14 protein-coding genes are annotated in these 14437 nt (G+C 64.4%); 5 read left to right on the plus strand and 9 right to left on the minus strand.

What is annotated here, in order from left to right; genetic code table 11:
* Positions 1–5: 5 nt before the first annotated feature.
* Entirely contained in the window at positions 6–1382 is a 1377-nt protein-coding gene (locus tag YUA_RS0108520) for a tetratricopeptide repeat protein (RefSeq protein ID WP_027530296.1), read from the minus strand.
* 111 nt (positions 1383–1493) lie between these two features.
* Positions 1494–2258, minus strand: coding sequence for a tetratricopeptide repeat protein (locus YUA_RS0108525; RefSeq protein ID WP_027530297.1), 765 nt, complete (start codon positions 2256–2258; stop codon positions 1494–1496).
* Between the two features lie 102 nt (positions 2259–2360).
* On the opposite strand from YUA_RS0108525, the gene YUA_RS0108530 reads away from it, so the two are divergent.
* Positions 2361–3905, plus strand: coding sequence for a sodium:proton antiporter (locus tag YUA_RS0108530; protein WP_027530298.1), 1545 nt, complete (start codon positions 2361–2363; stop codon positions 3903–3905).
* Between the two features lie 103 nt (positions 3906–4008).
* Positions 4009–4779 carry a hypothetical protein gene (locus YUA_RS0108535; RefSeq protein ID WP_027530299.1) on the plus strand — a complete coding sequence of 257 codons (771 nt, stop codon included), beginning with the start codon at positions 4009–4011 and terminating at the stop codon, positions 4777–4779.
* A gap of 183 nt (positions 4780–4962) precedes the next feature.
* Here the strand turns inward: YUA_RS0108535 and YUA_RS0108540 are convergent, their stop codons facing one another.
* The 5 genes from YUA_RS0108540 to YUA_RS0108560 form a co-directional block, all read right to left on the minus strand.
* Positions 4963–5769 carry an SDR family NAD(P)-dependent oxidoreductase gene (locus YUA_RS0108540; protein WP_027530300.1) on the minus strand — a complete coding sequence of 269 codons (807 nt, stop codon included), beginning with the start codon at positions 5767–5769 and terminating at the stop codon, positions 4963–4965.
* Positions 5770–5781: 12 nt separating this feature from the next.
* The gene (locus YUA_RS0108545) at positions 5782–6165 is read right to left on the minus strand and encodes a DUF1850 domain-containing protein (protein WP_198029385.1); all 384 of its coding nucleotides are present in this window, start codon (positions 6163–6165) and stop codon (positions 5782–5784) included.
* Positions 6162–8276: a TRAP transporter permease gene (locus YUA_RS0108550; RefSeq protein ID WP_035970674.1), complete on the minus strand. Its 2115-nt coding sequence runs from the start codon at positions 8274–8276 to the stop codon at positions 6162–6164. The genes YUA_RS0108545 and YUA_RS0108550 overlap by 4 nt, the downstream gene beginning before the upstream one ends.
* Positions 8277–8438: 162 nt before the next feature.
* Positions 8439–9386 (minus strand): TAXI family TRAP transporter solute-binding subunit, encoded by a 948-nt coding sequence (locus YUA_RS0108555; protein ID WP_027530303.1) that lies wholly within the window; start codon positions 9384–9386, stop codon positions 8439–8441.
* 336 nt (positions 9387–9722) lie between these two features.
* Positions 9723–10202, minus strand: coding sequence for a hypothetical protein (locus tag YUA_RS0108560; protein WP_027530304.1), 480 nt, complete (start codon positions 10200–10202; stop codon positions 9723–9725).
* Positions 10203–10395: 193 nt separating this feature from the next.
* Between YUA_RS0108560 and YUA_RS0108565 the strand changes: the two genes are divergently transcribed.
* Complete coding sequence (locus tag YUA_RS0108565; protein ID WP_027530305.1) at positions 10396–10698, plus strand: hypothetical protein; 303 nt, start codon at positions 10396–10398, stop codon at positions 10696–10698.
* A 135-nt stretch (positions 10699–10833) separates the two neighbouring features.
* Here the strand turns inward: YUA_RS0108565 and YUA_RS0108570 are convergent, their stop codons facing one another.
* Both YUA_RS0108570 and YUA_RS0108575 read right to left on the minus strand, forming a co-directional pair.
* Positions 10834–12051: a hypothetical protein gene (locus YUA_RS0108570; protein WP_027530306.1), complete on the minus strand. Its 1218-nt coding sequence runs from the start codon at positions 12049–12051 to the stop codon at positions 10834–10836.
* A 71-nt stretch (positions 12052–12122) separates the two neighbouring features.
* Positions 12123–12752, minus strand: a complete 630-nt coding sequence (locus tag YUA_RS0108575; protein WP_027530307.1) for a CoA pyrophosphatase — start codon at positions 12750–12752, stop codon at positions 12123–12125.
* Positions 12753–12821: 69 nt separating this feature from the next.
* Here YUA_RS0108575 and YUA_RS0108580 point away from each other — a divergent pair, with 69 nt between their 5' ends.
* A complete protein-coding gene (locus YUA_RS0108580) occupies positions 12822–13247 on the plus strand; it encodes a PaaI family thioesterase (protein WP_027530308.1) in 426 nt (141 codons plus the stop codon).
* A 156-nt stretch (positions 13248–13403) separates the two neighbouring features.
* Positions 13404–14426 carry an aldo/keto reductase gene (locus tag YUA_RS0108585; RefSeq protein WP_027530309.1) on the plus strand — a complete coding sequence of 341 codons (1023 nt, stop codon included), beginning with the start codon at positions 13404–13406 and terminating at the stop codon, positions 14424–14426.
* The last annotated feature ends 11 nt before the right edge of the window (positions 14427–14437 follow it).

A 14437-nucleotide genomic window follows, 5' to 3' on the forward strand; every position in this document is an offset into this window, starting at 1 on the left:
AGCGGCTACCCCTCCATCGCATTCAACCGCTGCAACCGGTCCCGCATGACCTTCTTCAGATCGTAGCCAGGGCGGCGGAAGCTGGCGTCGCGGGTGGCGAGGAAATCGTGCTGGGATTTGCGCAGGTCAGTCGCCGAGCGCCGGCTCATCGATTTCAGCACGCGCTCATAGGCCTCGGCGAGCTGGCGGTCGAGCATGCCAAGCTGCGGATCGGCGCAGATCACTTTCTCGACCTCGCGCTTCGCATCCGCGCAATCGAATGACGGGCCGTTGCCGGAATTCGCGGCCAGCGGCTGCGGTGGCTCGGCGCCGAACTTCGCGATCTCCGCCATCATGGTGCGGCGGCCATCCGCGGCGTTGGCGTTGCCGGGGTCGAGCCGCAGCGCCGTCTCGTAGTCGGCCAGCGCCTTCTTGCGGTCGCCCATCTTGGAATAAAGCACGGCGCGGTTGTTGTAGGTCTTCGCGAAATTCGGATCGAGCTTCAGCGCGTCGTTATAATCGCTGAGCGCTGCGCCGAACTCTTCCTTAAACTGGTAACTATCGCCGCGATTGGTGAAGAAGTTCGGCCGCGGAGCCAGCCGCAGCGCCTGGTCGTAATCGGCGATCGCCTTGTCGTAGTCTTTCATCGCGGCATAGGAGAGCCCGCGATTGTCGTAATATTCCGGCACTTTCGGATCGAGCCTGATCGCCTCGCTGTCGTCGGCAATCGATTTGTCGAGCTGGCCGAGCTTCTTGTAGGCGGCGCCACGGTTGGTGTAGCTGCGCGCCCGGTTCGGATCGAGCCGCAACGCCTCGCTGAGATCGCTCACCGCCTTGTCGTTGTCGCCGTTGAGATAATAGGTCGCGCCGCGATCGGACCAGGCCTGCGCATAATCCGGCTTCAGCTTGATCGCCTTGTCGTAATCGGCAAGCGCCCGGTCGAGCCGGCGCTGGTTGGTATAGGCCACGCCGCGCAGCTCATAAGCCTCCGCGTCCTGCGGATCGAGCTCGATCGCCTTGCTGAGATCGGACGTGGCGCGGTTGAGATCACCGCCCGCCTCGCGCAACAGATCGCCGCGCAGGCGCCAGGCGCGCGCATTCTTCCCGTCGAGCGCGATGGCGCGGTCGATGTCCCGCAGCGCCTCCGTGAGACCACCGGAGGTCCGCGCATTGGCATCGGCCCGAACCAGCAGCGCCGCGACGCGGTCAGAAATTGGATTCGAGCCTTGGTCGATGATCGCGCTGCACGCTGAGATCAACTCGGCCGGCGCGGCCTTGCTGCCCATCACGCAATCGGTGGCGGCTGAGGCTGGCGCCACCAGAATGAGGCTCATCGCTGCGCCAAGCAGGAAGGCGCGCAGCGAGGTTTTGGATATTTGCGCGGAAGAACGCGTGCCGCACATGGCCTAAAGCTCCGTGACATCGGGTTTTCACCATTGTCGCGGCGGACGAGGGATCGGTTCAAATCGGGCCTTTTCCGGCCATGACGACCCCTCAGGTGGCGAAGAACACCGTCAATAGCCGTCCACACCATTCAAGCGCTGCAGCCGCGCCTGCATGGTCTTCTTCAAATCATACCCCGGCCGGCCGAACCCCGCGTTCCGGCGTGCAATAAAGTCATCCTGCTCCCGCTGGAGGTTCTTCGCCTCGCCCTCGTTACGCGCCTCGCGCAGCACGCGCGCATTGGCCGCATAGACCTCGCGATCGAGGTCGGCGAGCTCGCGGTTTCCGCAGATCGCCTTCTCGACCGGGCGGCGCGCGCCTGCGCAATTGAAGCTGGGCTTGCCGGCGACCGCCATCTGCGCGCCAATCCGCTCGAGCTCGCGCGCGATCGCCTTGTGATTGGCCTTGGCTTTTTCGTGGTTCGGATTGATCCGGAGCGCCGCGCCGAAATCCTGCACAGCCTTGGGCTTGTCGCCCTTCTTCAGCCAGAGCTCGCCGCGCGCGTTGAAGACATCGGCAAGCGTGGGATCGAGCAGCAGGGCGCGGCTGTCGTCGGCGATGGCGCGGTCGACCTGGTCATGCCGCGCCAGTAGCGCGCCGCGCGCGACCAGCGCCTTGATCAAATCGGGCTTTGCGGTCTTCTCGTTGTCGATGATTGCGGCGCAGGCCGGGCCCGCTTTGTCCATGTCATCAGCCGCGGTTGCGGACAGGCATGCCGCAACGTCAATCTGCGCGACGGCGGCCGGCTCGCCGCCGGTCGCGGCCTGGGCCGTAGCGAGCGAAAGCGTTGAGAGCACCACGGCTCCGGACAATTGAAGAAGTTTTTGAAAACGCATGCTCGCTGCAGTCGGAAAGTCTTGCCTTGAGGCCGTACTATCCATCATACGGCCGGATTGGTGCTAGCTTGTGGCGTCGCTCAAATCGGTTTCGGGGATCTCGTGTCGACATTCGAATGGATCATCGCGCTTCTGCTCGGCGCCGTTGCATTATCGGCGCTGGCGCGGCGGATCAAGGTCCCTTACCCGACCTTTCTCGCCATCGGCGGCGCGCTGATCGCTTTCGTGCCGAACAGCCCGACCTGGACGCTGGAGCCGGACCTTGCCTTGGCACTTTTTGTCGCACCGGTGCTGCTGGATGCCGCCTTCGACACATCCTTGCGCGATCTCCGCAATAACTGGGTTCCGGTCGCAACCCTGGTCGTGGCTGCGGTCGGCCTGACCACGATCGGCGTGGCTTTCGTCGCACACCGGCTCTTCCCCGACATGCCCTGGGCCGCCGCGGTGGCGCTCGGCGCCATCGTTGCGCCGCCGGATGCCGCGGCCGCGGTCGCGATCCTGAGCCAGGTCAAGCTGCCTTATCGCATGGTGAAGGTGCTGGAAGGCGAAAGCCTGCTCAATGACGCCAGTGCGCTGCTGATCTATCGCATCGCCGTCGGCGCGGTCGTCATGGAGCACCTCAAATGGAGCGAGGTCGCGCCGACGATCGCGCTGGGACTGGTCGGCAGCGTACTGGCCGGCCTTCTTGCAGGCCGCATCATCCCGTTGTTCATGGAGCGCGTAAGGGAGGTGCCGAGCGCGATCATCATGCAGTTCGCCACCACCTTCATGGTCTGGATCGCCGCCGAGCATCTTGGCCTCTCCGGTATCCTCACCATCGTCGTCTACGCCATCACCGTCGCACAAACGGCGCCGGCCCGCATCCCGGCGCGGCTGCGGGTGCCGTCCTATGCGGTGTGGGAGACCACGGTGTTCGTGCTCAACGTGCTCGCCTTCATGCTGATCGGCATGCAGATGCGGCCGATCTGGACGAAGCTGGACGCGGACGTCCGTTGGGAATATTGCGTGGCGGCCGCCTGGATCCTGCTCACGGTTGTACTGGTGCGGCTGCTCTGGATCACATTCTACCGCACCACGCTGCGCGTGCTGATCGCCCGCGGAATTTATCATCCCAAGGATCCAAAACAGGTGGCCTCGCCGAAGGGCGGCCTCATCATCTCCTGGTGCGGCATGCGCGGCCTGGTCACGCTCGCCACCGCCTTCGCACTGCCGGAGAATTTTCCTTATCGCGATTTCATCGTCTTTATCGCCTTCGCGGTGGTGCTGGGCTCGCTGATCATCCAGGGCCTGACATTGCGGCCGTTGATCCTCGCTTTCGGCCTCAGGGATGACGACCCTGTTGGCATCGAGGTCGCGCGCGCACGCGCCATCGCCTATCGCGCCGCGCTCGATGCGATCGAGGACGATCCGTCGGAGGAGGCTGAAATCCTCCGCCTCGAATACCGCGCCATCCTGATGCAGGCCGACGACGATCCGCACGGCGGCATCACCAACGGCGAACTGCCCGCCGATCCCCTGCGCCGTCGCGCCATCGAGGCCGCACGCAAGTCGATTTTCGGCCTGCGCGCCACCGAGGTGATCGGCGACGACGCGTTCCACCGAATCGAGGAAGAGCTCGATCGCGCCGAATTGAGCGCGGGAGGATAGTTCCGCAGACGCCGTCGTCCCGGACAAGCGAAGCGCAGATCCGGGACTACTTTGGGCGGCAGCCAGCGTTGAACCAAACGCACCCTGCCCAGACTCATTTCCGATGACAACCTTGATTGACGACCGTCGTGTACGCGCGCGTGATGCGTCGCCTGCACGATATTTTTATCTCCACATGGCGCTGGCCTGTGCGGCCACCGCGTTTCTCGGCTTCACGCCGACCTATTTTGTGCCGCTCGCCCACCGGACATTTTCCGCAAGCCCGGTGATCCATTTTCACGGACTGTTGTTCTTTACCTGGTCTCTCTATTTCGTGATGCAGACCTGGCTCGCGGCGTCCGGCCGCGTGGTCAATCACCGTTCGTTCGGCATCGTCGGCGTCTCGCTTGCGACCGCGATGACGATCTTCGGCTTCCTCGCCTCCGTGCATGTGATGAAGCATTCGGCGGCGCTCGGACAGCTGGAGGCCGGCATCGGCTTCTCGATCGTGCCGATGAGCGGCATCGCGTTCTTTGCGGTGGTGTTCGTGCTCGCGATCATGAACACGCGCAAGCCGGAAGTTCACAAGCGACTGATGCTGCTCGCCGCAGTCTCGATCCTCGATGCCCCGATCGCGCGCTGGTTCATCACCTTCCTCGCGCCTCCCGGACCGCCCGGCCCGCCGCCGGTGCCGGTGACGATCGCGCCAGCCGTGGTCGCCTCGCTCCTGCTCGTCGTCGCCATGGTGCGCGACTGGCGCACCGAAGGCCGCGTCCATCCAGTCTACATTTGCGGCACGATCGCGCTGCTGACGCTGAAGGTGTTGAACTGGCCAATCAGCGAAAGCGCAGCCTGGCATGCATTCGCTGGCGGGATATTGGCGCTGGCGCAGTGATCGCTGTACAGCCATAACGCAAACTCAGCTGCGAATCCGTCACGCTGAGGTGGCGGCTCCTTCAGCGGCCCTCGAAGGGCGACGGCCCGGATGCAGCGGGCCGCTCATCCTTCGAGGCTCGCGGCGCAGTGCAAATGCACTGCGCCACTCGCACCCCAGGATGACGGGTCTTGCAGGATTGCTTCAGGCCCCTGCCTTGCACGTGATCCCGCCGTCGACCACGAGCTCGATCCCCGTCACATATTTCGACTCGTCCGACGCCAGGAACAGCGCGGCGTTGGCGACATCGAAGGCGTCGCCCATGTGGCCCATCGGCACCTGCGCGTCGCGGGTGCGCCACATCGCCTCGACGTCGCCCTTGGCGTAGCTGTTGGCGAGCCCGGCGGAATGCTCGACCATCGGCGTCTTCATCAGGCCGGGCAGGATCGCGTTGACCCGCACGTGGTGGCGCGCGAACTCGATCGCGGTGGTGCGCGTCATCTGGTTCATCGCCGCTTTTGAAGTGCCGTAGGTGACGTAGGAGATGCCCATGTGGCGGATCGAGGCGATCGAGGAGATGTTGATGATGGAGCCGCCGCCCTGCTTCACCATGACAGGGATCACGTGCTTCATGGCGAAGTAGGCGCTCTTGAGATTGACGGAGAAGACGCGATCCCAGCTCTCCTCGGTGACCTCGACCACGCTGCCCATCTCGGCGATGCCGACATTGTTGTCGAGCACATCGATACGGTCATAGGCTTTGAGGCATGCCGCGACCATTGCCTCGATCTCGGCAGGCCGCGACACGTCGGCGGTGAACGCCGTCGCCTTGCCGCCCTCGCCGTTGATGATCTTCGCGGTCTCCTCGGCAGCCGTGCCGTTGCGGTCGACGCAAAACACCTGCGCGCCCTCGCGCGCAAAGGTCACCGCAGTCGCCTTGCCGTTGCCCCAGCCGGGCCCGATCGAGCCGGCGCCCACCACCATCGCAACCTTGCCCTTGAGCCGGTCCATCGCGTGTCTCCCTTATTTCTGCTGTTCGTCGCAGACCTTCATGGTCGTGACGTTAGCACCGATGGGGTGGCCGACAATCTCGGAAAGCGTCTGGCATGTCCCGTCATGGCATAGCCGCCATTCACCGGCCGCGCCGGAATTGCCGAGCACGACCTCCGGCATCGGCGCGCGCTCAGGCCTCCATTGAAACCAGCCGTCGACGAGCCGCGCCTCGGGCGGCGGCTCCATGCCGGGGCCGGTGCCCTTGATGCGGGCCTGCACCAGTTCGAGGCCGGCAGGCGTGACGCGCCAGTCTTCCTGCCAGTCGACCTTCGCGATCGAATGCGTCCACACCAGCGTGAAGGCGGACAACGCCAGCGCCTTCACGCCGCCGGCTGTTGCGAAGCAGAGACTCACGCCGCTTCGACGACGGCAGGCGGACGCTGCCGCCACTGCCACAGCACGATTGCGGCCGAGAGCACGAAGCCCGCGGTGTCGCTGAACGGGAAGTCGCCGAGCAGGCACATCGCGGCGCCGAGCGCGACGACGCGTTCAAGCAGCGTCAGCCGCGTGAACAGGAAGCCGATCGCGACCACGCCGAACAGCGCGATCGCCACCAGCGCCTTGAAGCTCGCGAGCGCCACCGCACCGTAGAAACCGAGCTTTGCCGCCATGGGATCGCCGGCCTGCAGCATGAGCGCCGGCGAATAGACGAAGATGAAGGGGATGACGTAGCCAGCAAGGGCAATGCGCATCGCCTCCCAGCCGATCTTGTCCGGATTCTCCTTCGCGATCGGCGCCGCCGCGAGCGCGGCCAGCGCAACCGGCGGCGAGAGGTCGGCCATGATGCCGTAATAGAACGCGAACATGTGGCTCGCGATCAAGGGCACGCCGAGCTTCGCGAGCGCAGGAGCCGCCAGCGCGGCGGTGATGATGTAGGTCGGGATCGTCGGAATGCCCGTGCCGAGCAGGATCGACAGCAGCATGGTCATGATCAGCGCCAGGAATAGGCTCTTCTCACCAAGCCCGATCACCCAGCCTCCAAAAATGGTGCCGACGCCGGTCTGCGACATCATGCCGATGATGACGCCGACGATGGCGCAGGCCATGCCGACAGTGATCGCGGACTTGGCGCTCTCGGCAAGCGAGTCACGGCAGGAGCGTAGCGCCGCCATGCCGCCACGGATGAAAGCGGTGATCACGATCAGCGCCACGACGACACAAGCAACCGGCACGATCTGAAGGCCGTCATGCGACAGCGCGGCGACGACCAGCGCAAGCCCGATCCAGAAGATGGTGCGGATCAGCATCGAGGACGCGCCGGCCGTGATGCTGGCGCCGAGGATCAGCGTCACCGTGAGCGCGAGGCCCATGCTGCCGGCATAAAGCGGGGTAAAGCCCTCGAACAGCATGTAGACGAGGGCTGCGAGCGGCAGCACGAGGTACCAGCGCGTCACCAGTGCCCGCCAGGCGCTGGGGATTTCCGAGCGCTTCATGCCGACGAGGCCGTGCTTGCCGGCTTCGAGATGCACCATCCAGAAGGCGGAGGCGAAATAGAGCACCGCCGGAATTGCGGCCGCCTTGACGATCTCCGAGTACTGGACGCCGAGCGTCTCCGCCATGATGAAGGCGACCGCCCCCATCACCGGCGGCATGATCTGCCCGCCCATCGAGGCCGTCGCCTCGACGCCTGCCGCGAACGCGCGGCGATAGCCGAACCTGATCATCAGCGGAATGGTGAACTGGCCCACGGTCACGACATTGGCCACGCCGGAGCCAGAGATCGTACCCATCATGCCCGAGGCAAATACCGCGACCTTCGCCGGGCCGCCGCGGGTCCTGCCAAACAACCCAAGAGAAACGTCGGTGAAGAGCTGGATCATGCCGGCGCGCTCCAGGAACGAGCCGAACAGGATGAACAGGAAGATGTAGGTCGCCGAGACGTAGATCGGCACGCCATAGAAACCTTCAGTCCCGTAGGCGAGATGCGTGATGATCTGGTCGAAATCATAACCGCGATGGTTCAGCGGCGACGGCAGATACTGGCCGAAGAACCAGTAGACCAGACACGCGCCGCACATCAGCGGCAGCGCCGCGCCCATCAGGCGCCGCGTGCCCTCGAAGATCAGCACCGCAAGCAGCGTGCCGACCGCGAGGTCGAGCCTGGTCGGATCGCCATCGCGCGCGATCAAATCGGCGTAGAAGATCCATTGATAGAGCCCGCAGAAGAAACCGGCGGCGCCGATCACCCAGCCCAGCGCACGGCCGGCGTTGCTCTTCGCGGTGAAGTTCGCGATCAGGCCGAAGGTGAGCAGGACGAGGAAGCCGACATGGACGCCACGCACGACCTGGCTCGGCAGATAGTTGAAGGCCGCGACATAGAGCTGGAAGGTCGCAAACGCGATGCCGATCCAGTAGGCGAGCGTGCCCCACCAGCCCGGACCAAAGCCCTCCGGAAAACCATGCTCGAAATTGTCGAATTCAACCTTGATGGGCGCCGCGTCGGTGCCCTCTGCCTCTTCCAGCATTTTACTCGTCCTCAGCCGTCCAGCGCTCATAGCTTGGCACGGTCCACCCGCGCCGTCATGCCCGGGCTTGTCCCGGGCATTCGCGAAACTTCCATGCATGGCCGTACAACGTGGATGGCCGGCACAAGGCCGGCCATGACGTTCGACAGCGAGAGCTAATCCCTACTTGATCAGCCCTTTTTCCTTGTAGTAGCGGATCGCGCCGGGGTGCAGCGGAACCGGGCTGCCGGTGGCCGCCGCCTCGAGCCTGATCTCCTTGCCCGCCGCGTGCGCATTGGCGAGCTCGGGCAGCGATTCGTAGACCAGTTTTGTCATTTGATAGGCGAGGTCGTCGGAGACGGCGGAGCTGGTCACGAGGTAGTTGACCACGGCCGCGGTCGGCACGTCCTTGTCCTGGCCGGTATAGGTGTTGGCGGGAATGACCACCGAGATGAAGGGCGGGCCGATCTTGTCCACGGTCTCCTTCGGTACGGCCACCACCGCAATCGCGCTCGAGCTCGAAAGATCCTTCAGCGAGGCCACGCCGAGGCCGGCAGACTGCAAGGTCGCACCGAGCTGCCTGTTCTTCATGAGGTCGACGGATTCGGCGAACGGCAGATATTCGACCTTGCCGAGATCCTTGTAGCTCATGCCGGCGGCGGCGAGGATCGCGCGCGAGTTCAGCTCCGTGCCCGACTTGGGCGCACCGACCGACAGGCTCTTGCCCTTGAGGTCGGCGAGCGTCTTGATGCCGCTCTCGGCGGTCGCGACGATCTGGATGTAGTTCGGATAGATCGCGCCGATGGTACGCAGCTTGTCGAGCTTGCTCTTGAAGCCGGCTTCCTCGTCGCCGTCCCAGGCGGCTTTCAGCGAGTCACCCAGCGTGAACGCCAGCTCGCCGCGGCCCTGCTGCAGCAGGATCAAATTCTCGACCGACGCCTTGGTGGCCTGCACCTGCGTCTTCACGTTCGGAATCTTGTCGCCGTAGATCTTCCCGATCGCGACGCCGAGCGGATAGTAGACGCCGGAGGTGCCGCCGGTCAGCACGTTGATGAAGGATTGCGCCTGCGCGCAAGGTGCCGACGCCGCCAGAGCAAAAGCCGTGGCCACGCCGAGAATCGTCCGTTTCATGGTTGTTGTACTCCCCAAACCGGCGGCGAAATTGGCCGGATGAGGCGTTCGGGTCAACCCATCCAAAAGACAAAATAGGGCTGCGGTAAACGGCAGGAACTCGGCAGGTGCGGCGACGTGGCGCAGCCAGATGAATTCATCTGGTTGAGTCGGTCGAGCAGCGGGCTCAGTCACCTCTCCCGCTTGCGGGAGAGGTCGGCGCAACGCGCCGGGTGAGGGCTTTCTCCTCTAGGGGATTGCCCCATTGCGGAGACACCCTCTCCCCACCCCTCCCCCGCAAGCGAGGGAGGGAGCGCACCGTCCTCGCGGCGACAGCGTGTCAGCCGCAGCGAACCGTTACTGGAACGTCATGTCCAGGCACTTGGAGATGTCGGAGCCGAGCCCGGAGGAGATGGTGATGCAGCCGCGGATCTTCTGCGCGGCCATGTCGGCGGCCCAGATCGAGTAGCCGCCGGGGCCGAAGAACGAGTTGGTGTTCGGAGGCTCGGTCTCGGTCGCATCGAAATCATAGTGCCCGTCGGTCTCGAAGATGCGCGGCTTCTTGGTGCAGCCGCCGTCGGTCTGGACGTTGATGACTTCCTTGTTGTCGCGGGTCAGCGCCAGCGAGACCTGGCAGCGGAAATATTCCGAGGTCTTGGTGTTGAAGAGATAGGTGTAGGACTTGCAGGTCGCGGTGTTGAGCTTGCCCGGCGCAAGGCCACGGCTGCACGAAATCCGCTGGTTGTGGCTGAGCTGGTAATCATCGGCCCGGGCGGCCGGCGCGAGCGCCGTCAGCGACAACCCGGCAATCCAGCAAAATTTAATGACATGGCGCATTCGAATCATCCCCACCAATATCTTTGTCGTGTTGCGTTCTAGACTGAAAGCGGAACATAGTCGCGAGGGGACCAAGGGAAAATCACAAACTGCTGGGCAAGACGTGAGGCGCTGCGGCGGCATCGCAGATTGACCCGGACACGCCGTTCGTGATTTGTTCAAAATGGGCGCCCCCACGACGGGGAGGATGATGATGGCATTTTCAATCAAGACATTTGCTATGGCGGCTGCGCTGGGTGCGCTCGCCGCCCCCGCATGCGCACAAAGCGCGGCGACGCCGTGGGAGCTCAAGCCGGACACCGGCTATGCCTATGACAAGGAAGGCAAGACCTTTTCCTACAAGATGGGCACCAGCAATGCCGGCGAACTGCTGAAGGGCGCCAAGAAGGTGCCCAAAGGCACGCTGTTCTTCATCGGCCAGAACGGCCAGCTCTACATGCGTAGCGGGCAATACCTCGAAGGCGACGGCAAGTTCAAGTTCGGGTCGGATCATTAGGCTCGCGGCTCTCGCCACAAACGAAGCTGCCGTAGGGTGGGCAAAGGCGCGTTAGCGCCGTGCCCACCATTTATCAGCATGCTCTGATCTTGAATGGTGGGCACGCTCCGCTTTGCCCACCCTACGGCAGCGCCACTAAAACGCCGCCGCCAGCTCCCGCGCGCCGGCATTGTTGCTGTTGCTGTCCATCCGCGTATCCGTCACCGCGAGCAGCTTCGCCACCGTGTTGTGGCGGATCGCGACCGGGTTGCGCTCGTAGCCGCCGCGCTGGAAGAAGTTCGAGGTCGGCACCTGCTCGCGCATGGTCTGCGGCATCGTCACCATGTCGAGGCCGGTGCCGTCGCCGGTGAGATTCATCATCTCGAGCTCGGCCGCCGTGAGCGGACGGGTGTAGCCCTTGGCACGGGCGAACAGCACCGAGGTCAGGAGCTTGTGGGTCTGCAGCATCGGCCCGATGTCGATGTCCAGCACCATCGCATGCATGGCCCAGCCCTGCGCGGTGTCGCCGATCTTCTCATGCTCCGACCAGGTGTCCGGCACCGACTTCGCCTGCGCCACCATTTTCTTCAGAACGGTGAGCTTGTGCTCGAGCGATTGGCGCGCCGGCCCCGAGGTGCGCGCCACCTTGTCGGAGAGCGCACGGATGAACTCATGGCCCTGCTCGGCCAGCAGCTCGACGCTGTTGGTGGTGAGCAGCTGGTTGTAGCCCATCGCGGTCGAGATCGCGCGCTTGCCGCCATGCTCGATGCCCGCCTGCACGTCGAAATTGCCGGTGCCGCCGGTCTCGAACGAATAGACCCGCACCGCCTGCTCGCGCGTGAGCCCGGACGCGAGCGCGTAGCGCGCATACGCGCGCTTGAACTCGACCTCGGAGGTCGGCCGCTGTGGCGTGAATTGATAGAGATCCTGCGCGGCGCGCAGGAGATCGGAGGCCACCGGAAGCGGCTTGCGCGTGGGGCGCTCCGGCGTTTCCTCGGGCTCCGGATTCACCGGCCGCTTCGGCCCGGTATAGACCGGCGGTTGGTCCAGCACGTAATCGTCGAGCGTGATCTGCTGGCCGCTGCGCCGCTTGGCGTTGCGGCCGCGCCGCTTCTCCGTGACCTGGCCCCAATAGGCGCCGGCCTCGGCATCGAAGGCGCCGCGGATCTGCTGATACTCGGCCAGCTTGCGGCGATAGTCGAGCACGGCCGGCGATGCGCCCCCACTTTGCGCAAAAAACTGCGACAGGAGCTGGGCGTTAGCATTTCTGACGGCCGGCGGCAGCGTGTCGGACTCGCCACCATGTGCGGCGGGGACGAGCAGGACGAGCGCGAGTGGAACCAGCGCCAGATGTGTTCGAATCGAATGATGCATGCTGCCCTCTTAGCAGGCATCCGGTAACCGTCACGTTAACGCGCCGTTTACCTCTTTTTTCGTCTCTTGCATCACTTCCAGGCGAATACCGGCTGTTCCAAATCGGTGACGCGGGTGTGTCGCCCCGCCAGCACCTCGCGGAACTGGTAGATCAGCGCCGCCGTCGGCGCGTGGATCACGCTCATCTGGTGATGGAAGCGGATCACGCGACGGCTGCTTTCGGGGATATCAGTGAAGTCGAAGGCGTCGTCGCGCTCGATCGTGTCGAGCGCAATGCGATGAACGGAGGCGACCTCGTCCGGGTTTGGCACGATCGCGTCGCTGCTCGCGGCCCAGACCACGACCGGCGTGATCAGATAGCCGGAGCGCGTCGGATAGTCGTCGAGCAGGCCGAGCACGGCGTCGGCCGGAAGCTTGAGCGCGAGCTCCTCGTCGAGCTCGCGCAGCGCCGCTTCGACCGGCGTCTCGCCGGCATCGCAGCGTCCACCCGGCAGTGCCCACTGGCCGCGATGGGCGCGCAGATTCGATGCGCGCTTGGTCAGCAGAAACGCCGTGTCGTCGCCGTCATGGGATGCAGTCAGCGCCAGCACCACCGCGGCGCGCTTCAGCGCCAACGGCGCGGCCGCATCAGGCAGCCGCATGAATGAAGCGCAGGCATCTGCGATATTCCGTCTGGTGGCATCGCCGAAAGCTCTCATGATGCTTGACTACACCAGGACCGCGCTCGATGAAACGAGGAGAGATCAAGCCTTGCAAGGATGGACGGAGCGATGACCAGCAAGACCGCCGCAAAGCTCAAATCAGACGGCTGGACCATCCTGGAGGCCACCGGCTTCATGCACCTCGTCGGCCCGTTGTGGGAGCGCAAGGTCGACGGCCAATACGAATTCGCACTCGCCACCGAGGACAAGCACCACAACCGCCGCGGCATGGTCCAGGGTGGCGTGATGATGACGTTTGCGGACCGAACCTGCGGCATGACCGCCCGCTACGTCTCCGGCAAGGAGTACATGGCGACGGTGCAGCTCGACACGCATTTTGTCGAGGCCGGCCAGATCGGCGACATCCTGATCTCCCGCCCCCGCGTGGTGCGCTCGACCCGCAGCCTGATCTTCATGAGCACCGAGGTGACCGTGGATGACCGCTGCGTGGTGATGGCCAATGGGGTGTTCAAGATTTTGAAGGGGCCGAAGTAGGTCGCGCCGGGCTGCACCGCTGCCTCCTCATCATTGCGAGCGTAGCGAAGCAATCCAGAGTCTTTCCGCGGACGCAGTTCTGGATTGCTTCGCTGCGCTCGCAATGACGGAAGTAGGTGGCTATGCTGCTCCCAACGAAGCTCAAGGAAACAGCCCATGCAATACCGCCAACTCGGCCGCAGCGGCCTGAAAGTGTCGCCGATTTGTCTGGGCACCATGATGTTCGGCGGGCCGACGGATGAGGCGGCATCAACGCGGATCATAGCCAGGGCCCATGACGCCGGCATCAATTTCATCGACACCGCGGACGCCTATTCGAAGGGCGGCTCCGAGGAGGTCGTGGGACGCGCGATCGGCAGCAACCGTCACGCCTGGGTGCTCGCGACCAAGCTCGCCAATCCCATGAACAGCGATACGCGCAATGATCCCAATCGCGTCGGGCTGTCGCGGCGCTGGGTGCTGCAGGCTGCGGATGAAAGCCTGAAGCGGCTCGGCACCGACCACATCGACATCTACTATCTGCACAAGGAAGACCATGCGACGCCGCTGGAAGAGACGGTGCGCGCGATGGGCGATTTGATCCGCGCCGGCAAGATCCGGTACTTCGGCGTCTCCAATTACCGCGCCTGGCGAGTCGCCGAGATCTGCAACATCTGCGACCGGCTCGGCATTGACCGTCCCGTAGCAAGCCAGCCCTATTACAACGCCATGAACCGGATGCCCGAGGTCGAGCACTTTCCGGCCTGCTCCTATTACGGCCTCGGCATCGTGCCCTATAGCCCGCTGGCGCGCGGTGTGCTCACCGGCAAGTACAAGCCCGACGCCGCTCCGGACAAGGAAACGCGCGCCGGCCGCAACGACACCCGCATGATGCAGACGGAATGGCGGCCGGAATCGCTCCAGCTCGCGCAGAAGATCAAGACTCACGCCGAGAAGAACGGCATCACCGCCGGCCAGTTCGCGGTGGCCTGGGTGCTCAACTCAGCCTTCGTCTCCTCGATCGTCGCCGGTCCGCGCACCGAGGAGCAGTGGGACGGCTATATCCGCGCGCTGGACTACCGCTTCACTGCGGATGACGAGGCGCTGATCGACCGCCTGGTCGTGCCGGGTCACCCCTCGACGCCGGGCTACAATGACCCCGCCTATCCGATCGAGGGACGGCGCGCGCGGACGGCGTAAACTTTGGAGAC

Source organism: Bradyrhizobium sp. WSM3983 (assembly GCF_000473045.1).
In the GTDB taxonomy this organism is placed as follows: domain Bacteria; phylum Pseudomonadota; class Alphaproteobacteria; order Rhizobiales; family Xanthobacteraceae; genus Bradyrhizobium.